This window comes from Arsenicicoccus sp. UBA2120 (genome assembly GCF_002330965.1).
Taxonomy (GTDB): domain Bacteria; phylum Actinomycetota; class Actinomycetes; order Actinomycetales; family Dermatophilaceae; genus Arsenicicoccus; species Arsenicicoccus bolidensis.
On sequence record NZ_DCYC01000076.1, the window covers coordinates 1 to 19578 of the forward strand.

General features: G+C 71.6%; 18 protein-coding genes and 1 pseudogene. 8 read left to right on the forward strand and 11 right to left on the reverse strand.

Annotation, left to right across the window (positions count from 1 at the left end; genetic code table 11):
* The 4 genes from B2P18_RS12665 to B2P18_RS12680 form a co-directional block, all read left to right on the forward strand.
* The coding region (locus B2P18_RS12665) for an Hsp70 family protein (RefSeq protein WP_286960430.1) at window positions 1-1417 on the forward strand (1417 nt) is incomplete at its 5' end.
* Window positions 1414-2163: a nucleotide exchange factor GrpE gene (locus B2P18_RS12670; protein ID WP_286960432.1), complete on the forward strand. Its 750-nt coding sequence runs from the start codon at window positions 1414-1416 to the stop codon at window positions 2161-2163. The genes B2P18_RS12665 and B2P18_RS12670, both read left to right, overlap by 4 nt.
* Window positions 2164-2255: 92 nt before the next feature.
* The gene (locus B2P18_RS12675; protein WP_286960434.1) at window positions 2256-3278 is read left to right on the forward strand and encodes a DnaJ C-terminal domain-containing protein; all 1023 of its coding nucleotides are present in this window, start codon (window positions 2256-2258) and stop codon (window positions 3276-3278) included.
* A 4-nt stretch (window positions 3279-3282) separates the two neighbouring features.
* Window positions 3283-3747, forward strand: coding sequence for a heat shock protein transcriptional repressor HspR (locus B2P18_RS12680; protein WP_286960436.1), 465 nt, complete (start codon window positions 3283-3285; stop codon window positions 3745-3747).
* A gap of 31 nt (window positions 3748-3778) precedes the next feature.
* On the opposite strand, the gene B2P18_RS12685 is transcribed toward B2P18_RS12680, so the two are convergent.
* The 3 genes from B2P18_RS12685 to B2P18_RS12695 all read right to left on the reverse strand — a co-directional run bounded on the left by B2P18_RS12685 (window position 3779) and on the right by B2P18_RS12695 (window position 6912).
* Window positions 3779-5467 carry a substrate-binding domain-containing protein gene (locus B2P18_RS12685; protein ID WP_286960439.1) on the reverse strand — a complete coding sequence of 563 codons (1689 nt, stop codon included), beginning with the start codon at window positions 5465-5467 and terminating at the stop codon, window positions 3779-3781.
* 150 nt (window positions 5468-5617) lie between these two features.
* Window positions 5618-6388 (reverse strand): carbon-nitrogen hydrolase family protein, encoded by a 771-nt coding sequence (locus B2P18_RS12690; RefSeq protein WP_286960440.1) that lies wholly within the window; start codon window positions 6386-6388, stop codon window positions 5618-5620.
* Window positions 6385-6912, reverse strand: a complete 528-nt coding sequence (locus B2P18_RS12695) for an O-acetyl-ADP-ribose deacetylase (RefSeq protein WP_029210813.1) — start codon at window positions 6910-6912, stop codon at window positions 6385-6387. The genes B2P18_RS12690 and B2P18_RS12695 overlap by 4 nt, the downstream gene beginning before the upstream one ends.
* 144 nt (window positions 6913-7056) lie before the next feature.
* Between B2P18_RS12695 and B2P18_RS12700 the strand changes: the two genes are divergently transcribed.
* On the forward strand, window positions 7057-8175 hold the full coding sequence (locus tag B2P18_RS12700; RefSeq protein WP_286960442.1) for a PHP domain-containing protein: 1119 nt from the start codon (window positions 7057-7059) through the stop codon (window positions 8173-8175).
* A gap of 64 nt (window positions 8176-8239) precedes the next feature.
* Window positions 8240-8797: a hypothetical protein gene (locus B2P18_RS12705; RefSeq protein ID WP_286960444.1), complete on the forward strand. Its 558-nt coding sequence runs from the start codon at window positions 8240-8242 to the stop codon at window positions 8795-8797.
* 27 nt (window positions 8798-8824) lie between these two features.
* On the opposite strand, the gene cls is transcribed toward B2P18_RS12705, so the two are convergent.
* The 5 genes from cls to B2P18_RS12730 all read right to left on the reverse strand — a co-directional run bounded on the left by cls (window position 8825) and on the right by B2P18_RS12730 (window position 12715).
* Window positions 8825-10321, reverse strand: coding sequence for a cardiolipin synthase (gene cls, locus B2P18_RS12710; protein ID WP_239261250.1), 1497 nt, complete (start codon window positions 10319-10321; stop codon window positions 8825-8827).
* An 85-nt stretch (window positions 10322-10406) separates the two neighbouring features.
* Window positions 10407-10718, reverse strand: a complete 312-nt coding sequence (locus B2P18_RS12715; RefSeq protein WP_019284998.1) for a DUF3349 domain-containing protein — start codon at window positions 10716-10718, stop codon at window positions 10407-10409.
* Window positions 10719-10757: 39 nt separating this feature from the next.
* Complete coding sequence (locus tag B2P18_RS12720) at window positions 10758-11150, reverse strand: DUF3349 domain-containing protein (protein WP_029210811.1); 393 nt, start codon at window positions 11148-11150, stop codon at window positions 10758-10760.
* 11 nt (window positions 11151-11161) lie between these two features.
* Entirely contained in the window at window positions 11162-11467 is a 306-nt protein-coding gene (locus B2P18_RS12725; RefSeq protein WP_019284996.1) for a hypothetical protein, read from the reverse strand.
* A gap of 12 nt (window positions 11468-11479) precedes the next feature.
* On the reverse strand, window positions 11480-12715 hold the full coding sequence (locus B2P18_RS12730; RefSeq protein WP_019284995.1) for an inorganic phosphate transporter: 1236 nt from the start codon (window positions 12713-12715) through the stop codon (window positions 11480-11482).
* Window positions 12716-12948: 233 nt separating this feature from the next.
* Between B2P18_RS12730 and clpB the strand changes: the two genes are divergently transcribed.
* The gene (gene clpB / locus B2P18_RS12735) at window positions 12949-15513 is read left to right on the forward strand and encodes an ATP-dependent chaperone ClpB (protein WP_286960447.1); all 2565 of its coding nucleotides are present in this window, start codon (window positions 12949-12951) and stop codon (window positions 15511-15513) included.
* A gap of 27 nt (window positions 15514-15540) precedes the next feature.
* Here the strand turns inward: clpB and bioD are convergent, their stop codons facing one another.
* On the reverse strand, window positions 15541-16248 hold the full coding sequence (gene bioD / locus B2P18_RS12740; protein ID WP_286960449.1) for a dethiobiotin synthase: 708 nt from the start codon (window positions 16246-16248) through the stop codon (window positions 15541-15543).
* Between the two features lie 13 nt (window positions 16249-16261).
* On the reverse strand, window positions 16262-17593 hold the full coding sequence (locus B2P18_RS12745; RefSeq protein WP_286960451.1) for an adenosylmethionine--8-amino-7-oxononanoate transaminase: 1332 nt from the start codon (window positions 17591-17593) through the stop codon (window positions 16262-16264).
* Window positions 17594-17750: 157 nt separating this feature from the next.
* Here B2P18_RS12745 and B2P18_RS12750 point away from each other — a divergent pair, with 157 nt between their 5' ends.
* Window positions 17751-19202, forward strand: coding sequence for an amino acid permease (locus B2P18_RS12750; protein ID WP_286960455.1), 1452 nt, complete (start codon window positions 17751-17753; stop codon window positions 19200-19202).
* Window positions 19203-19220: 18 nt separating this feature from the next.
* Here the strand turns inward: B2P18_RS12750 and B2P18_RS12755 are convergent.
* Window positions 19221-19578: pseudogene (locus B2P18_RS12755) on the reverse strand (thiaminase II); the annotation flags it as partial.

Sequence of the window (19578 nt, forward strand, 5' to 3'; positions counted from 1 at the left end):
AAGGGAGGACGAGCTCATCCTCGTCTTCGCCCTGGGGGGGGGAACGTTCGACGTCTCGCTGCTCGAAGGGGGAAAGGACGACGATTTCTCGACCACCCGGGGGCGCGCGACCGCCGGTGACAACCGCCTCGGCGGCGACGACTGGGACGACCGGATCGTCAAGCACCTCCTGACCCAGGTCAAGAACAACACCGGCGTCGACCTGTCCAAGGACAAGATCGCCATGCAGCGCCTCAAGGACGCCGCCGAGCAGGCCAAGAAGGAGCTGTCCACCGCGACCAGCACCAACATCAACCTGCAGTACCTCTCGATGGGTGAGAACGGCCCGATCCACCTGGACGAGACGCTCACGCGCACCCAGTTCGAGCAGATGACCGCGGACCTGCTGGAGCGCACCAAGGCGCCCTTCCACAGCGTCATCAAGGACGCGGGCATCTCCGTCGGGGACATCGCGCACGTCGTCCTCGTGGGTGGCTCGACCCGTATGCCGGCCGTGTCCAACCTGGTCAACGAGCTCACGGGCAAGGAGCCCAACAAGGGTGTCAACCCCGACGAGGTCGTGGCCATGGGCGCGTCCCTGCAGGCCGGTGTCCTCAAGGGCGAGCGCAAGGACGTCCTGCTGATCGACGTCACGCCGCTGTCCCTGGGCATCGAGACCAAGGGTGGGCTGTTCACCAAGCTCATCGAGCGCAACACGGCCATCCCGACCAAGCGCTCCGAGGTCTTCACCACCGCCGACGACAACCAGCCGTCCGTGCTGATCCAGGTCTTCCAGGGCGAGCGCGAGCTGGCCCAGCAGAACAAGGGTCTCGGCACCTTCGAGCTCACCGGCATCGCCCCGGCCCCCCGCGGCATGCCCAAGATCGAGGTGACCTTCGACATCGACGCCAACGGCATCGTGCACGTGTCCGCCAAGGACCAGGGCACGGGCAAGGAGCAGTCGATGACGATCTCGGGCGGCAGCGCGCTGTCCAAGGACGAGATCGACCGCATGGTCAAGGACGCCGAGGCGCACGCCGACGAGGACAAGAAGCGGCGCGAGGAGGCCGAGGCTCGCAACAACGCCGAGCAGCTCGTCTACTCCACCGAGAAGTTCCTCGCCGACAACGCCGACAAGCTCCCCGAGGACGGCCGCAAGCCCGTCGACGAGTCGCTGAAGGACCTCAAGGACGCGCTGGCCGCCGAGGGCACCTCGTCCGAGGACATCTCCACCAAGGCCACCACGCTCTCCGAGGAGTCTCAGAAGCTCGGCGCCGCGCTCTACGCGCAGCAGTCCGACGAGGGCGCCGCGGGTGCGGGCACTGCCGGAGCCGGCGCGGCGGGTGCCGCGGGCGGTGCTGCCGGCGCCGGCCAGGCCAAGGCCGATGACGACGTCATCGACGCCGAGGTCGTGGACGACGACACGGACAAGAAGTGACGGACGACACCACCGGTCGCGTGGGCTCTCCCGAGGGGGAGCCCACCGGCCCGGTGATCCGGGACAAGCGACGCATCGACCCCGCCACGGGCGAGGTGCGCCAGCCGGCTCCCGACACCCCCGCACCCACCTCGAGCGACGACAGGGAGACCCCGATGTCCGACCCGTCAGACCAGCACGAGCCCGGTGACCAGCAGAGCGGCATGCCGCAGGACCCGTTCTCGGCCGAGGAGTCGGCCCTGCACGAGGCCGAGGTCGGCGCGGCCGAGGCGGACGCCGTGGCCGAGCGGGCCAAGGCCGACGGCGAGCACCCCGACACGGTGCTGGCCGCCGAGCGGCTCGCCGACCTGCAGCGCCTGCAGGCCGAGTACGTCAACTACAAGCGGCGTGTCGACCGCGACAAGGTCCTGATCAAGGACCTGGGCGCCGCCTCGGTGATCGAGGCGCTCATGCCGGTCCTGGACGAGATCGCGCTGGCCCGCCAGCACGGCGACCTCGGCGAGGGCACGCCCTTCGCGTCGATCGCCGACAAGCTGCAGCAGGCCCTCGGCCGCTTCGGCCTCGAGGCCTACGGCGAGCCGGGAGACGAGTTCGACCCGGCCCTGCACGAGGCCCTGATGCACGTCCAGGCGGAGCTCCCCGAGGGAGCCACCACCACGACGGTCGTCCAGGTCCTGCAACCCGGCTACCGGCAGGGCGACCGAGTGCTGCGCGCAGCCCGCGTCTCGGTCGCCGACCCGCAGTAGCACCGCCCACGCCGGCCCGCCAGCACGACTGGCGGGCCGGCCGGGCACCACCCCCTTTGCGTAGCACCTTTGACCCATGGAAGGAGTCGCCGATGGCCAGTCAGGACTGGTTCGAGAAGGACTTCTACGCCACGCTCGGCGTCGCCGAGGACGCCGACGCGGCGACCATCAAGCGCGAGTACCGCAAGCTCGCCCGCAAGCTGCACCCGGACCAGAACCCGGGTGACGAGGCGGCCGAGCAGCGGTTCAAGGAGATCGGCGAGGCCTACGCGGTCCTCTCCGACGCCGAGCAGCGCAAGCAGTACGACGCCATCCGCCAGATGGCCCACGGCGGAGCGCGATTCGCCCCCGGGGCCGGCGGCAACGGCGGCTTCGAGGACGTCTTCAGCAACCTGTTCACCGGTGGCGGCGCGGGCGGCCCCGGCATGCGGTTCACCACGAGCGGCGGACCTGGCGGCGGCCAGCCGGACATGGAGGACCTCCTGCGCATGTTCGGCGGGGGAGGGGGCCAGAGCCCCTTCGGGCAGGGATACGGCGCGTATGGCGCCCCCACCGGCCCGCGGCCCGGCGCCGACGTCGAGGCCACCGTCACCATCGGCTTCCCCGAGGCGGTGCGCGGCGACACCGTCACGCTGACCGCCGCCGACGGCGAGCGCATCACCACCCGGATCCCCGCAGGGGTCAGGGACGGCCAGCGCATCCGGCTCCGCGGCAAGGGCGGCCTCGGCGACCCGCAGGCGCCCCGCGGTGACCTCTTCCTCAACGTCACCGTCACCCCGCACGAGGTGTTCGGCCGGGACGGCGACAACCTGACCGTCGAGGTCCCCGTGACCTTCGCGGAGGCGGCGCTGGGCGCCACCATCAAGGTGCCCACCCTGGGCGGTGACCTCGTCGGCGTCCGGCTCGGCGCCGGCACCCAGAGCGGCCAGCGGCTGCGGGTCAAGGGCCGCGGCATCGCCACCAGGTCGGCGACCGGCGACCTGATCGTCACCGTCCACGTCGTCGTCCCGCAGCGGCTCACCGACGAGGCCCGGGCCGCCGTCGAGGTCCTGGCCGCGGAGGACGCCGAGACCGACGTCCGCGCCGACCTGCGGGCCCGCGCCGCGAGGGCGTGATCTCGTGCCCGGCCGCGAGCGACGCGAGTTCGTCTCCGACGACGACGCCCCGATCTTCGTGATCTCGGTGGCGGCGCAGCTGGCGGGCATGCACGCGCAGACGTTGCGGCAGTACGACCGGCTCGGCCTCGTCGTGCCCAAGCGGTCCGGGGGCGGCGGGCGGCGCTACAGCGCGCGCGACGTCGCCCAGCTGCGCGAGGGGCAGCGGCTCTCCCAGGAGGAGGGCGTGAGCCTGGCCGGCATACGGCGGATCCTCGACCTCGAGAGCCACGTCAGCGCCCTCGAGGCGAGGCTCGCGGACGCTCGGTCCGAGGTCGAGCAGCTGCGCCCGCAGGCGTTGTACGGCCACCGGGTGTTCGCCGCGGGTCGCCGCGGCGACGTCGTGGCCATGCCACCCGGTCAGCGTCCGCGGGCCGCCCGCTCGACCAGCCAGGCACTGGTCGTCTGGCGTCCCGGGGCGCCGCGCTGAGAGCTCCTGCGTACGAGTTCCTGCGTGAGAGCTACTGCGCCGGGGCGACGATCTCCCGCGTCGTGAGGGCGGTCTGCATGATGCCGTAGATGTTCTCGGGCCGACGAGCGTCGTACGCCTGACCGTCGGGGACCGCGGCCGCGATGCGCTGCAGGGCCCCGAGATCCGCGTCCTGGCTGATCGCGATCAGCACGATCCGGACCGGCCGGGAGCTGTCCTTGCTGGCCTGCTCGAGGTTGGCGACCAGCTGCGCCTCGCTGAGGGAGTCGGGGTCTTCGTTCTTGCCATCCGTCAGCAGCACCAGAGCGTTGGCGTAGTCCGGCTGGTAGGTGCGCTGCAGCTGCTGGTAGCCCGCCCAGATCGTGTCGTGGACGGCGGTGCCGTTGGCGCGCTGCCACTGCACGCTGCCACCGGCCCGGGCGAGGGCCTGGCGCTGGGTCATCGGTCCCGAGGTCGCGTCGACGCGCCGGATCGGGACGCGCTCGACCCAGTCCTTGTCCTGCGAGCCGTGCGCGAGGTCGAAGGTCCACAGCCCGATCTGGCTGCTCGGGGGGAACTTCTCGAGCGCCTTGAGCGCGGCCCCGGACGCGAGCTGGAGGCGGTTCATGCCGGGGATCGCCGGCTTCTTCATCGACTCGGAGGTGTCGATGACCGCGAGCATGCGGGTCTGGCGGGACATGGTGACCCACGTGCGCAGGGCGGTATCGGCGTCGCTGGCGCGCGGTGTCGCGATGACCTTGGGGAGGGTGGCGGGCACACCGGCGAGGTCGGGGCCGTCGGACTCGCCGATCCGGAACCCCGCCTTGCGGAGCGCGTCGACCGACTGGGCGTCGGCCAGGGCGTCCTGCAGCTTGGCGACGGCGGCCGCAGACGGGGCGTTCTTGCCGGCCACGGTCACCATGCGGTAGTCGAGCTGGGGCGTGGCGTCGCTGGGGGTCATCGCCCGCAGCGGCGTCTTGGGGTTGGCCTGGTTGAGGTGGGCGAGCTGCTGCTCGGAGGTGGGGAAGGCAGGCGCGGACGCGGCCGGCGTCAGGGCCTGTCGCCTCAGGTCGGCCTCGTCGACCGTGCTGCGGGACAGGGTCAGCAGGAGACCCTGCAGCGCTCGGGCGTCCTGCGGCGAGGAGGCGACGGCCTGCTTGGCGCCGAGCAGGGCGAGCAGGGACGGGGTGCTCCGCTCCGGGCTCGCGACCTTGAGGGGGACGGCGCGCTGCGCGATCAGCTGGGACCACGTGAGCGGTCCGGGGCGCGCCGTGCCGGCGGCGCCGCGCGGTATGGCGAAGACGACCGGCGACGTCGCGACGACGGGCCCCATGTCGATCTTGGTGCTGGGCGCCGCGGACGTGACGCGTTCGGCCCACAGGCTGGAGTCGGGGATCCACACCTGCGTGCGGTCGTCCGCCCCGCTCATGAGACCGGACGCGGTCACGGACGAGCTCTGCACGTCGACGGTGTAGTCGATGCAGTCGTCGCCGCGCGTCTCCTGCCGCTGGGCCACCTGGCCCAGCACGGGCGCGAGCTCCTCGGTGGTGGTGACCCGCATCGGCGTGACCGAGGAGCAGGCCGACAGGCCGGTGCGCGGGGACGTCGAGCCTGCGGCGGCGTCCCCAGGTGAGTCGTCGTTGACCAACGCGGCGGCCCCCGCGATGCCGATGACGGCAGCGATGGGCAGGGCGAGGACCGCGACCTTGGGGATGGTCCGAGGGGCAGAGTGGCGTCCCATGGCCGCAATGTAGCCGAGGGGGAGGAGCCGGCGCCCGCGTTCCCGTCCTCAGGTGCCCAGGTGAAAGCCCAAGCGCCGTAACCAAATACGCTGGGTGATGGCGAAGGGCGAATCCGTCACCGTGGGTGTGCCGGTCCGACCCGCTCGGCCCTACAGGATCGGCACCTGGGCCCGGGTGCGCTCGACCAGGTCGAGGTCGATGTCGGCCACCAGCAGGTCCGGCGACCCGCCGAGTCGCGCCCGCACGGCCCCCGTGGGGTCCACGACGGCGCTGCGCCCGATGCCGAGGGGCTTGCGGACGGAGTCGGCACGCCAGGCCTGCCCGGCGGCCACCAGCCAGGCCTGGGAGTCGTGCGCCCGCGCGGCCGTCAGCAGGTCCCACTGCTGTGCCTTGCCCGGACCGTCGCCCCAGGACGCCGGCAGCGCCACGAGCTCCACGCCGGCCCGGCCCAGCTCGGTGAACTGGTCGGGGAACCGCACGTCGAAGCAGGTCGCCAGCCCCACGCGAACGCCGTCGACCTCCACGCTGACGTAGCCCGACCCCGGAGCGACCGTCTCGGACTCCGTCGTGGTGTAGGCGTCGAACAGGTGCACCTTGCGGTAGGTGGCCTCCGCGTGCGGCCCCGTGAGCAGGAGGGTGTTGTGCACCCGCCCGTCGTCGGCGGGCTCGAACATCCCTGCCACCACGGTGATCTCGTGCGTGCGCGCGGCCTCGCGCAGGGCCTCGGCGAAGGGGCCGTCGAGGGGCTCCGCGTGCGGGCCCAGCGGCACGGCGAAGGTCATCATCGTCGCCTCGGGGAGGACGACCAGCCGGGCGCCGGCCTCCGCAGCCTCGGCCACCAGGCGGCAGGCCTGCTCGAGGTTGTGCTGCTTGTCGTCGGTGCTGGCGAGCTGCCCGGCCGCGACGCGCCAGCGCCTCACGACCGCCCCAGCCCGACGCAGGCGGCCTCGAACGCGGTGTAGGACGTGGGGTCGAACGGCACGAACCGCACCAGGTCGATCCCGTCCCGGGAGTGAGCCGCGACCGTCGTCAGGGCGATGCGCGCGACGTCGGCGACCTTCCAGCCATAGGCGCCCGCGCTCACCGCCGGGAAGGCGATCGTCCGGACGCCCAGCTGCTGCGCGACGTCCAGCGAGCGGGTGTAGCACGACGCCAGCAGCCGGGGGTCGATCTGTCCCTCGTGCCGGTTGGGGCCGACGGTGTGGATGACATAGCGGCAGGGCAGGTCGCCCGCGCCCGTGGCGACGGCGTCACCGACGTGCAGGCCCTCGGGGTAGTCCGTGGCCCGCAGGTGACGGCACTCCTCGCGCAGCGTGGGCCCCGCGGCGCGATGGATCGCCCCGTCCACGCCACCGCCACCCATGAGGGAGGAGTTCGCGGCGTTGACGATCGCGTCCACCGCCTGGGTGGTGATGTCGCCCTGCACGATCTCGATGCCAGCCATGGCTCCCAGCCTACGACGGCGGTCACCGGGCGGCCCCGGAACCACCCCGTCCCGCAGCGGTCGCGCGGCGTTCACCGTCCAGGGCCGGCCTGGACGCCTGGGCCACCTAGCGTCCTGGAGAACCCGCTGCCAGCAGAGAGGCCCGTGACATGTGCCGCGACGGCTCCCCCCCAGCAGGACCATCAGCCGCTTCCCCACGTCTGGGACGAGCCGGTCACGCCCCTCCCGACCGCCACGGGTGCGAGCCGTCGCCGCGTCCTGACGGCCGCGGGGGCCGCGGGGGCCGCGGCTCTCGGAGCCGGTCTGCTGCCCGGGGTCCTCGCGGCGCCGGACGCCGGTGCCGCACCCGCCGGGCGGCGGCCGCGCCACGACCGTTACGACTGGCTCGTCGGCGACCACCACGTCCACACGGTGTTCTCGCACGACGCGAAGTACCTCGTCGAGACGCAGGTCGCGCGGGCCCACGAGTTCGGCGTCGACTGGATGGTGTTCACCGAGCACTCCAACGTCGGGCACCACGACAAGGGCGCGCACCTGGAGCGCCAGGTCCTGCAGCGGATGCGGCGCCAGTACCCCGACCTGCTCATTTACCAGGGCCTGGAGTGGTACATCCCGGCGGCCGAGCACTGCACCGTCATGGTCGCGCCCGGCGACAACGACGCCGATCTGCTGCGCCAGTTCGAGAGGCTGTGGGACGGCAAGCTCAACCGGTGGGAGAAGCCCACCCCCGGGACCCCGCAGGTCGCCGAGTGGGAGGCCAAGGCGGTCGAGGCGCTGCGATGGCTCGCGGCCGAACGGCGCCGTGGCGTCGTCGACGACGTGCTGGTCCTCGCCAACCACCCGCTGCGGCTGGGCATCGACTCGCCGCACGAGCTGCGCGCCTGGCGTGACGCCGCCCCCGAGATCATGATCGGCATGGAGGGGGCCCCGGGGGCACAGGCGGGTGCCTTCGGGACCAACCGGGCGCCCGGCTACCAGCGTGGGGAGTACGAGAACGCGCCCTCGGCCTACTCCTGGCCGGGCTACCCGCTCGAGGCCTATCGCACGAGGGGCGGTTTCGACTGGGCCAGCTCGGTCGTCGGTGGCCTCTGGGACTCCCTGCTGGCCGAGGGCCAGGCCCTGCTGGATCACCACCAACTCCGACCACCACAACGAGTCGCGCGACCGCACCACGGTCGGCGCGTACCCGCCCGGCGAGACCTTCGACACCCTGGGCCGTCGCCCCGACCCCGTCCCCACCGCCGATCCCCAGGGGGGCGGTGACTACTGGCCCGGTAAGTTCAGCCGCAACCACACGGGCGTCGAGCGTCGCAGCTACCGCGCCGTCATGCAGGCCCTGCGCGGGGGCCGCAGCTGGGTCGACCACGGGCACCTGGTCAACCGCGTCGAGGTCGAGGTCACCGGTGGCGGACCGGCGGGTCGCGGTCGCGGCCATGCGGGTGGCCGGCAGGTCAGCGCCACGCTCGGCGGCCGCATCCGCGTCCGCCGCGGCTCCAGCATCACCCTGACGGTCACCGTCCACCCCACGACCTATCGCAACGCCTGGGGGATCCTGCCGCAGCTCGCGCACGTGGACGTGATCCAGGGGAGGGTCACCGGGCCCGCGACCGACCGCGACACCTGGCGGGCGCCCGGCACCCGCGTGGTGCGCACCTGGGACACCGGCGGCCGCCGCGGACCCGTCACGCTGCGCCTCGAGCTCGTCGCGGAGCACTCGGGCTACCTGCGCCTGCGCGGCAGCGACGGCAACCGCCACGGCGTCGGCCCGCTCGGGGCCGCCGTCGATCCCCACGGTCCGGTCCCGCACGACGGGACCCCGGACGCCGGGAACCCCTGGGCCGACACGTGGTTCTACACCAACCCCGTGTTCGTCGACGTGGTCTGAGCCCTCTCCACCCCGGCATACGGCAGGTCACATGAGCGCGGAGGTGAGGCGGCAGAAGCCGTCCGCGACCTGCTCGTGCCACGGCCGACGTCGCCACTCCGCGAGGTCCAGCCTGCGCGAGCGGGACCGCAGCTGATCCTCGAACGCCTCCAGGTCCTGGGCGAACTCGCGCCCCTCGACGAGGGCCGACACCTCGAGGTTGAGGGTGAACGAGCGCATGTCCAGGTTGGACGACCCGATGACCGAGGTCTGGCCGTCGACCGTGAGGGTCTTGGCGTGCAGGACGTAGGGCTGGGGATACATCCAGATCTCCACGCCGGCGTCCAGCAGGATCTCGTAGTAGGACCGCTGGGCGTGGTGCACCAGGAACTGGTCGCCCTGCTCCGACACGAACAGCTCGACCTTGAGCCCCTGCTGGGCCGCGGTCGTGACCGCCATCAGCAGCGACTCGTCCGGCACGAAGTAGGGACTGATCATGCGCACCGAGTGCAGGGCGTTGTAGATCAGGGCGTTGAACAGCTTGAGGTTGTTCTCGGCCTCGAAGCCCGGGCCGCTGGGCACGCACTGGGCGTAGAGGTCGCCGGTCGCCCGCACCTCCGGGAGCCCCTGCGTGGAGCCGACGTCGAGGAGCTCGTCGGTCTCGGAGTACCAGTCGGTGCGAAAGACCGCGTCCAGCTCGAGCACCACCGGTCCGGTGAAGCGCGCCATGATGTCGATCCACTCGCGCCCGAGCCGGCGGTTGCGCCGCTTGCCGTAGCGCGCGTCGATGAGGTTCTGCGAGCCGATGTAGCCCACGGCGCCGTCGATGATGAGCAGCTTGCGGTGGTTGCGCAGGTCGGGGCGCAGGATCTCGCGCTTGAACGGCGTGAACGGGAGCATCCGGGCCCACTGGGCACCTATGGCGTCGAGGCGCTTGATCGTCCGGCGGTAGCCCGGGATCCGCAGGGAGGCCAGGTGGTCGAACAGGACCCGCACCTCGACCCCACGGGCCACGGCCCGCTCGAGGGCCGCGAAGACCGGTGTCGTCGTCTCGTCGAGGCTGAGGATGTAGAACTCGGCGTGGACGTACTCGCGGGCGAGGTCGATCTCCTCGGCCATCATCTCCAGCGACCGGACGTAGTCCGTCTCGACGGTGGCGTCCGACCCCGCGACCATCGGCATGGCGCCGAGTCGCCGGTTCATCCGGGCGAGGGGCTCCAGCCACGGCGGCGCCGAGTCCGGCCCCTGGGTGTCCATGTCGGCCGTGCGCTGCAGGATCACCTCCGACACGCGGCGCTGCTTGTTGCGGCGGCGGCGGGGCAGCTTGGGCGACCCGATGAGGATGAACGCGAAGAGCCCGAGGAACGGGATGAAGAAGATCGCGAGCAACCAGGCCACGGCGCTCGAGGGCCGGCGGTTGTTGGACACGACCGAGGCCGCCACCACGCGGAACGCCAGGTCGAGCAGCACCAGCAGCTCGACGCCGAGGTTGCCCGGCGTGGGTGGCCAGTCGAACCATGCGAACCAGCCGAGCCACCAGTCCATGCTCGCCTCCTCCGGACGCAGGACCACCTCCCGTGCCGAGTCTGGCACGCGAGGTGGTGGGGGGGGTGGGGTCTGCGTCAGCGGGTCACTCCTCGCGGCGTCGCCGTGCCTCGTCGAGGTCGACGGGCCAGCCGCCCTCGCGCAGGCGCTCGCCGACGCGGTGCATCTCCTCCTCGGTGGGGAGCTCGTCGATGACCCTCGTGATGCCGACGCCCACGTCGATCTTGCCCGCCGGCACCATGCCACGACGGACCAGCTCCTGACCGAGCTCGTCGACCTCGTCGTCGGTCAGCCGTCTGCGCAGCAGCGCGAGCAGGGGTTGGTAGTCGGTGTCGGGGACACCGCCGGGGTAGCCGGCGCGCAGCCAGTTGAGCGCGCGCTCGATGAACGAGGTCATGGCCGGTTCCTCAGAGATCGGGGGCTCTCCATCATGGCCTCAGCCGCTGCCGGGCGACGGGTTGCCGACGGCGTCGTCGTGCGGGTCGTGCTGGGCGTGCGGGTCGTGCTGGGCGACCGGCTCGGCCGCGGCCGCCCCCGTCGCGAGCGGCCACCCGCCAGCGGCGAGCCGGCCGGCCACCCGGGCGATGTCCTCCTCGGAGGGCTTCTCCATCGCGACGCGGCGGATGCCGGCCGCGATCTCCTCGCGGCTGATCTCGGAGTCGGGGACGCCGCGGTCCTTGCGGAGGGCGACGGCGATCTCGGCCACCTCGGTCTCGGTGAGGTCGCGGTGCAGGATGCCGAAGAGTGCCACGTAGTCCGACTGCGGGACGCCCTGGGGGTAGCCGCCGCGCAACCAGCCGAGGAGTCGGGTGAAGGGATTGGTGGTCATCGGGGAGGCGATCAGTGCTTGTCGACGAGCACGGGGAAGATGTGCTCGAAGCTGACGGACTTGCCGAAGCCGGACGCCACGATGATGGTGATGCCGAGCAGGACGGCTGCCGCCACGAGGGCGAAGCAGAGGATGCCCAGGGCTCGGCCGACCGGGTGCGGCGACGCCGTGGTGTCGATCTCGGCCGCGCCTCCCACGCCGTAGGCCATGGACCGGATCCCGAGGGCGAACAGGGCAGGCAGTCCGGCGCCGAGGAGCAGCCCGACGGCCAGGACCTTCCACGCCGCGTCGAAGAGCAGCCCGAGGTTGTGCAGCATGACGAACTCCTCTCAGCGAGCCGAGCGCGAGGACGCGAGCGCGTCGGCCGTCTCGGCCGGCACGCCGGAGGCGTCCCACTCGTCGTTGACGTTGTTGTGGTCGACCGGCGCCTGGCGGGACCGGTGGTACATGTAGCCGGCGAGGCCGCACAGGATGGCGAAGATCGTGATGACCCCGAGGAGCCCGCCGAGGGCGTGGCCGATGAACCACATGATCGCCCCCACGGCGGCCGCCGCGGGGAGGGTGATGAGCCAGGCGGCGACCATGCGGGCCGCGACGCCCCAGCGGACCTCGGCGCCCTTCTTGCCGATGCCGGTGCCGAGGATCGAGCCGGTGGCGACGTGCGTCGTCGAGAGCGCGAAGCCCAGGTGGCTCGAGGTGAGGATGACGGCGGCCGACGCAGACTCGGCCGCCATGCCCTGCGGCGAGGCGATCTCGACGAGACCCTTGCCGAGCGTGCGGATGATGCGCCAGCCGCCGAGGTAGGTGCCGAGCGCGATGGCGACGGCGCAGGAGAACTTGACCCAGAAGGGCACGGAGTGGGTGTCGGTGTGGGACCCGTAGCCGATGAGGGCCAGGGTGATGACGCCCATGGTCTTCTGCGCGTCGTTGGTGCCGTGGGCCAGGGAGACGAGCGAGGCCGAGCCGATCTGGCCCCAGCGGAAGCCGGACTCCTTCCACCGCTCGTTGACGCCCTCGGTGATCTTGTAGATCAGCCAGGTGCCGGACGCCGCGATGACGGCGGCGATCACGGGGGACAGGAGCGCCGGCATGATCACCTTGCCGACGACGCCGTCGAGCTTGCTGCCGTCGCCGTTCCACTTGACGCCGGCCCAGCCGATGGCGGCGATGGTCGAGCCGATCAGGCCGCCGAAGAGCGCGTGCGACGAGCTGGACGGCAGGCCGAGGAGCCAGGTCAGGAGGTTCCAGACGATGCCGCCGATGAGGCCCGCCAGCACGATGAGCAGGAGCGCCTGGCCGTGGTCGGCCATGAGGGTCGTGATCGGGGACCCGTCCTTGTTCTGGATCTTGATGACGGCGTTGGTGACCGTGAGGGCGACCTCCACGCTGAGGAAGGCGCCGATGAGGTTGAGGATGCCGGAGAGGGCGACCGCGGTCTTGGGCTTGAGGGCACCGGTCGCGATGGACGTCGCCATCGCGTTGCCGGTGTCGTGGAAGCCGTTGGTGAAGTCGAAGGCCAGAGCCGTGATGACCACCAGCACGAGGAGGATGAGGGAAACGTCCACGGGACCTATTGTGCGGCGCGAAACCACGACCGCGAACCGGGGGCCTGACGCCGCGGCGTGCAGTCACCAGCTGTTCACCCTGATGTCGCACGATGTTCGGCCGTCGGAACGGCTCGGTGGCCGACGCATTCAGGGTTGAGCGGAATAGGCTCAACTCTGTCGAGGTTGCACCAGGTGAGGCCGGGCCTTCCGGCATACACCCCTTGTCCGTCCCACCAGAGGAGCCGCCCCACATGGAGCTGACCACCAAGTCGGCCGAGGCCGTCAACGCGGCCGTGCACGACGCCACCGCAGCGCACCACGCGCAGGTGGAGCCCGCCCACCTCCTGCTCGCCCTGCTCGGCCAGCAGGACACCACCACCGGACCGCTGATCACCGCGTCCGGCGCCGACCCGCAGGCCGTGGGCCGCGCCGCCGCCCAGGTGCTCGCCGGCCTCCCGACCGTGTCCGGGTCCACCAGCACCCCCGGGGCCTCCCAGGCCACCGCGTCCGTCCTGCAGCAGGCCGGCAACGCGGCCGCGGCGATGGGCGACACCTACATCTCGACCGACCAGCTGCTGGCGGCGGTCGCCCGCGCCGGACGCTTCGGCCTCGACCCCGACGCGATCGAGGCGCAGATCCCCCAGGTCCGTGGCGGCCGCAAGGTCACGTCCGCGACGCCCGAGGGCACCTTCGAGGCCCTCGAGAAGTACGGCACGGACCTGACCCAGGTGGCCCGCGACGGCAAGCTCGACCCGGTCATCGGCCGTGACTCCGAGATCCGCCGCGTCGTGCAGGTCCTGTCCCGGCGCACCAAGAACAACCCCGTCCTCATCGGGGACCCCGGCGTCGGCAAGACGGCCGTCGTCGAGGGCCTCGCCCAGCGCATCGTCGCCGGGGACGTCCCGGAGAGCCTGCGCAACAAGCGGCTCATCTCCCTCGACCTCGGTGCGATGGTCGCCGGGGCCAAGTACCGCGGCGAGTTCGAGGAGCGGCTCAAGGCCGTCCTCGACGAGATCCGCCAGTCCGACGGCGAGATCGTCACCTTCATCGACGAGATCCACACGATCGTGGGCGCCGGCGCCTCCGGCGACTCGTCCATGGACGCGGGCAACATGCTCAAGCCCCTCCTGGCCCGCGGCGAGCTGCGGCTCATCGGCGCGACCACCCTGGACGAGTACCGCGAGAACATCGAGAAGGACTCGGCCCTGGAGCGGCGCTTCCAGCAGGTCTTCGTGGGCGAGCCGTCCGTCGAGGACACCGTCGCGATCCTGCGTGGGCTCAAGGAGCGCTACGAGGCGCACCACAAGGTCGCGATCTCCGACTCGGCCCTCGTGGCCGCGGCCGCGCTGTCCGACCGCTACATCACCGGCCGCAAGCTCCCCGACAAGGCCATCGACCTCGTCGACGAGGCGGCGTCGCGGCTGCGCATGGAGATCGACTCCTCGCCCGTCGAGATCGACGAGCTCCGCCGCCAGGTCGACCGCCTCAAGATGGAGGAGCTGCACCTGGAGCAGGAGACCGACGACGCCTCTCGCGAGCGGCTGGCGCGGCTCCGCAAGGAGATCGCCGACCGCAGCGAGGAGCTCGCGGGTCTCAACGCCCGCTGGGAGGCCGAGAAGGCCGGCCTCAACCGGGTCGGTGAGCTCAAGGCTCAGCTCGACGAGGCACGCTCGCGCGCGGACATGATGGTCCGCGAGGGCCGGCTCAACGATGCGGCTCCGATCATGTATGGCGAGATCCCCCGCCTCGAGCGTGAGGTCGAGGCGGCTCAGGCCGCCGAGTCCGAGGCGGCCGTCTCGGCGGTCGCCGCAGGCGGACCCATGGTGCAGGAGCAGGTCGACGCCGACGCCATCGCCGAGGTCATCTCCGCGTGGACCGGCATCCCCGCCGGCCGCCTGCTCGAGGGTGAGACCGAGAAGCTGCTGCACATGGAGGAGGTCATCGGCGAGCGGCTGATCGGCCAGGCCGCGGCGGTGCAGGCCGTGTCCGACGCGGTCCGGCGCTCGCGGGCCGGGGTCGCGGATCCCGACCGTCCGACCGGCTCCTTCCTCTTCCTCGGCCCCACCGGCGTCGGCAAGACCGAGCTGGCCAAGTCGCTCGCCGACTTCCTCTTCGACGACGAGCGCGCCATGGTCCGCATCGACATGTCGGAGTACTCCGAGCGTCACTCGGTGGCTCGCCTCGTGGGCGCGCCTCCCGGCTACGTCGGCTACGAGGAGGGCGGGCAGCTGACCGAGGCCGTGCGGCGTCGTCCCTACAGCGTGGTGCTGCTCGACGAGGTGGAGAAGGCCCACCCGGAGACCTTCGACATCCTGCTGCAGGTCCTCGACGACGGTCGCCTCACCGACGGGCAGGGGCGGACGGTCGACTTCCGCAACGTCATCCTCGTGATGACCTCCAACCTCGGGTCGCAGTTCCTCGTCGACCCGACGCTGGACGAGATCGCCAAGCGCGACGCCGTCATGGCGACCGTGCGGACGGCGTTCAAGCCGGAGTTCCTCAACCGCCTGGACGAGGTCGTGATCTTCGATCCGCTGTCCAGGGACGAGCTCGGCCACATCGTCGGCCTGCAGGTCGAGGAGATGGGGCGTCGCCTGTCCGGCCGCCGGATCACCCTCGAGGTGACGGACGCGGCTCGCGAGTGGCTGGCCCTCACCGGCTACGACCCGGCGTACGGCGCCCGACCGCTGCGCCGGCTGGTGCAGCGCGAGATCGGCGACCGCCTCGCCAAGGCGCTGCTCGGCGGCGACGTCCGCGACGGGCAGACGGTGGTCGTCGACCGCGACGGTGACGCCGACGCGCTGACCCTGCGCTGACGCGCCCCTGGTTAGGTCGCTGCGGCTCTAGAAGATCGGCAACCAGGCGCCGGCGCGGTCCTGGAAGGTCTGGGCGTCCCACGACCCCGCCCCGGCCGGGATCCGACCGAGCAGGGGTGCGCCGGTCACCTCCGGCAGGTCCTCCAGGTTGAGCCGCATGGCCAGGTCGGGGTGCTCGGGCCACGACCCGATCACGAACCCCAGGCAGTCCAGGCCGCGCAGCTGCAACGCCTCGGCCGTCAGCGCCGAGTGGTTGAGGGTGCCGAGCCCGGCGGTGGCCACCACGACGACGCCGACCCGCAGGCCGAGCTCCTGGACGCACAGTGCCAGGTCGGCCAGGGTGCCACCGGCCAGGTCGAGCCGGACCAGCAGCCCACCGGCACCCTCGACGAGGACCAGGTCGACGTCCGCGCGCCGCGACACCTGGGCTACCTGGGACGCCAGGACCGGCACCGGCGGGATGTCGATGCCGGCGTGCCGGGCGGCCGTGTCCGGCGCGAGCGGTTCGGGCAGGCGCACCAGCTCGTGCGTCTGCAGCTCACCGGCGAGCCGGCGCACCTCGGCCAGGTCAGCGTCCTCATCCGGCCCGACCCCCGTCTGGCAGGGCTTGACCACGGCCACGCGCAGGCCCTGCTCGCGGAACCCGACGGCGAGGGCCGCCGTCGCGACGGTCTTGCCGACGTCGGTGCCGGTGCCCGTGACGACGATGACGGGGGCGGTGCTCTCGGTGCTCATGGCCATCAGCCTCTCAGCCGTGCGCCAGCGCGACGGCCTCGACCAGCGCGCGGGTGATGGTGGCGACCTCGGCCTCCGAGCACGCGTAGGGCGGCATCGTGTAGACGAGGTCCCGGAACGGCCGCACCCAGACACCCCGGTCCAGGGCAGCCGCGGTCACCTCGGAGACCCGGACGGGCTCGTCCAGCTGTATGACGCCCACGGCGCCCAGCACCCGGACGTCCCGCACGTGGCGGAGGGATCGAGCAGGTGCGAGCCCGGTGCGCAGCCCCCGCTCGATGCGGGCGACCTCGGACGCCCAGCCGCGGGCCTCGAGCAGGTCCAGCGAGGCGAGGGCGACGGCGCACGCCAGGGGGTTGCCCATGAACGTCGGCCCGTGCATCAGCGCCCCGGCCGCGCCGCCACTGACCGTGCGGGCCACCTCGCTGGTGCACAGCGTCGCCGCCAGCGTGAGATAGCCGCCGGTCAGGGCCTTGCCGACCGTCATGATGTCCGGCACGATCCCGCACCGGTCCGAGGCCCACAGCGTCCCCGTGCGGCCGAAGCCCGTCGCGATCTCGTCCACCACGAGCAGCGCGCCCGACTCGCGGGCCAGCGACGCGAGCACCCGCACGGCGTACGGGCTGTAGACGTGCATCCCGCCCGCGCCCTGCAGGATCGGCTCGACGACGACCGCCGCGACGTCGGCGGCGTGCTCGGCATACAGCCTGCGCGTCTCCCGCTCCCAGGCCGCCATCGCGGGATCGCTGCCGTCCCGGTCGAGGCCGCCCGGTGGGCGCGGTGCGAAGACCTGCTCGGGCAGCACGCCGGTGAACAGCGAGTGCATGCCGCCCTCGGGGTCGCACACGCTCATCGGGGCGAAGGTGTCGCCATGGTAGCCGCCGCGGATCGTGAACATGCGTCGCCGGGGCCGCCCGAGGGCGACGTGGTGCTGCCAGGCCATCTTGAGAGCGACCTCGACGGCCACGGACCCCGAGTCGGCGAGGAAGACGTGCTGGAGCGGGAACTCGTCGCCGCCACCACGTGGGGCGAGCTCGACCAGCCGCCGGCCGAGGCGGATCGCGGGCTCGTGCGTCAGCCCGCCGAACATCACGTGGCTCATCCGGCCCAGCTGGTCGTGCGCGGCCGCGTCGAGCTCCGGGACGGCATACCCGTGGATGGCGCACCACCAGGAGGACATGGCGTCCACGACCTCGTGGGTCTCGCCGTCGACGTCCAGCCGCAGCCGCACCCCCTCGGCGGAGCGCACGAGGTGTGGCGACGAGGTGGCGGGAAAGGTCGAGTAGGGGTGCCAGAGGTGATCCCGGTCCCAGTCGCGCAGCAGCGTCTCCTGAACAGTGTTCATGACGCCAGTATCGCTTCTCGCGCAGCGGAGCTCGCGGCCGCGCTCACCTGGGGTGTGCAAGGCTGCACCCCGCCCGAGGAGCTATGCGGACCCGCGCATACACTCCAAAAGGGGTCCCACACCGTCGTGGACCCGCACCCACCACAGCGAGGTCAGCATGGCAACCCTTGATGCTCACTCTCCCGGGACACACCCCGCGCCCGAGTCCGGTGACCAGCTCCAGCGAAACCTGTCCAACCGCCACGTCCAGCTCATCGCCATCGGCGGAGCGATCGGCACCGGCCTGTTCATGGGCTCCGGTAAGACGATCCACGCCGCGGGCCCCTCGATCCTGCTCGTCTACCTCACCGTCGGCGTCATGCTCTTCTTCGTCATGCGCGCCATGGGCGAGCTGCTCCTGCACAACCTCGACTACAAGTCCTTCCAGGACTTCTGCGCCGAGATGCTCGGCCCCTGGGCCGGATTCATGTCCGGCTGGACCTACTGGCTGTGCTGGGTCGTCACCGGCATGGCCGAGATCATCGCCGTCGCCGGCTACTGGAACTTCTGGGTCAACCCCGACCACCCCACCGAGATGAAGCCCCTCTCGCTGGTCCTCGCCGTGGTCATGCTCGGGTTCCTGCTGTTCCTCAACCTGCTCACCGTCAGGCTGTTCGGCGAGATGGAGTTCTGGTTCGCGATCATCAAGGTCATCGCGATCGTCGCCCTGATCATCATGGGCATCTGGATGCTCGTCACGGTCTTCACCTCCCCGGACGGCACCAAGGCATCGATCACCTACCTCTGGGACCGTGGCGGCTTCTTCCCCAAGGGCCTCGACGGGTTCGGCGCCGGCTTCCAGATCGCCGTGTTCGCGTTCGTCGGCATCGAGCTCATCGGCACCACCGCCGCCGAGACCAAGGACCCCACCACGACCATGCCGCGGGCCATCAACTCGATCCCGGTCCGCATCATCGTGTTCTACGTCCTGGCGCTGCTGGTCATCATGACCGTCACGCCCTGGGACAAGATCGACGCCGGGCAGTCGCCGTTCGTCAACCTGTTCAGCCTCGCCGGGCTCGCCGCCGCCGCCACGGTCATGAACTTCGTGGTGCTGACCTCGGCGTCGTCGAGCTGCAACTCCGGGCTGTTCTCCACGTCACGCATGCTCTACGGCCTCTCGCACAAGGGCATGGCGCCCGCCGCGTTCGGTCGGCTGTCCCGGCACAACGTCCCGCAGAACGGCCTGTTCGTCTCGGTCCTGCTGGTCGCCACGTCGATCCTGCTCATGCTGAACGACAGCGTCATGGGCGCCTTCACGGTGGTCACCACGATCTCGTCCGTGCTGTTCATCGTCGTCTGGGGCCTGATCCTGCTCAGCTACATCGTCTACCTGCGCCGCCACCCCGAGGCTCACGCGCGGTCGGTCTACAAGATGCCGGGGGCGCGCTTCATGCCGTATGTCGTCCTGGCGTTCTTCGCCGTGGTGCTGGTGCTCCTGACCCAGGAGAAGGACACCCTCCAGGCGCTGCTCGTCACTCCCGTCTGGTTCGTCATCCTCGTCGGCTCGTGGTTCGCCGTGCGCAACCGGGTGCACCACGACAGCTCGACCACCGAGCTCGTCGACTGACCCGACCCGCCGGGGGACTCAGACCGGCCAGCTCTCCCGGCGCCAGGCGGCGTCCCAGAACATCCACTCGTAGCGCGCCGCCGTGGAGTACGCCTCGTGCATCCGCTCCACGGTGGCGTCGTCGGCGCCCTCGGCGCACCGGTCGACGATCGCCTTGGCGCGGCCCACCGAGGCGGCGAACTCCTCGTCGGAGTACATCCCGATCCAGTCGCCGTAGGTGTGGGCGTCGAGGGAGCCGGCCTGGCTGAGCAGGTGGTCGCCCACGTCCTGGTAGATCCAGAAGCAGGGCAGCACGCCGGCTGCGGCCACGGCATACGAGCCCTGGGTGGTCAGCGACGACAGGTAGGACGTGTAGGCGAGGCAGCTGGGGGAGCGG

What these genes read in the sequence shown, in the direction of transcription:
- B2P18_RS12720 (WP_029210811.1), bottom strand. Translation starts at nt 11,150, where the DNA reads ATGACCACCAATCCCTTCACCCGACTCCTCGGCTGGTTGCGCGGCGGC.
- B2P18_RS12695 (WP_029210813.1), bottom strand. Translation starts at nt 6,912, where the DNA reads ATGGCTGGCATCGAGATCGTGCAGGGCGACATCACCACCCAGGCGGTG.
- B2P18_RS12750 (WP_286960455.1), top strand. Translation starts at nt 17,751, where the DNA reads ATGGCAACCCTTGATGCTCACTCTCCCGGGACACACCCCGCGCCCGAG.
- cls (WP_239261250.1), bottom strand. Translation starts at nt 10,321, where the DNA reads ATGGACTGGTGGCTCGGCTGGTTCGCATGGTTCGACTGGCCACCCACG.
- B2P18_RS12715 (WP_019284998.1), bottom strand. Translation starts at nt 10,718, where the DNA reads ATGACCTCGTTCATCGAGCGCGCGCTCAACTGGCTGCGCGCCGGCTAC.
- clpB (WP_286960447.1), top strand. Translation starts at nt 12,949, where the DNA reads ATGGAGCTGACCACCAAGTCGGCCGAGGCCGTCAACGCGGCCGTGCAC.
- B2P18_RS12725 (WP_019284996.1), bottom strand. Translation starts at nt 11,467, where the DNA reads ATGCTGCACAACCTCGGGCTGCTCTTCGACGCGGCGTGGAAGGTCCTG.
- bioD (WP_286960449.1), bottom strand. Translation starts at nt 16,248, where the DNA reads ATGAGCACCGAGAGCACCGCCCCCGTCATCGTCGTCACGGGCACCGGC.
- B2P18_RS12745 (WP_286960451.1), bottom strand. Translation starts at nt 17,593, where the DNA reads ATGAACACTGTTCAGGAGACGCTGCTGCGCGACTGGGACCGGGATCAC.
- B2P18_RS12685 (WP_286960439.1), bottom strand. Translation starts at nt 5,467, where the DNA reads ATGGGACGCCACTCTGCCCCTCGGACCATCCCCAAGGTCGCGGTCCTC.
- B2P18_RS12675 (WP_286960434.1), top strand. Translation starts at nt 2,256, where the DNA reads ATGGCCAGTCAGGACTGGTTCGAGAAGGACTTCTACGCCACGCTCGGC.
- B2P18_RS12705 (WP_286960444.1), top strand. Translation starts at nt 8,240, where the DNA reads ATGCAGGCCCTGCGCGGGGGCCGCAGCTGGGTCGACCACGGGCACCTG.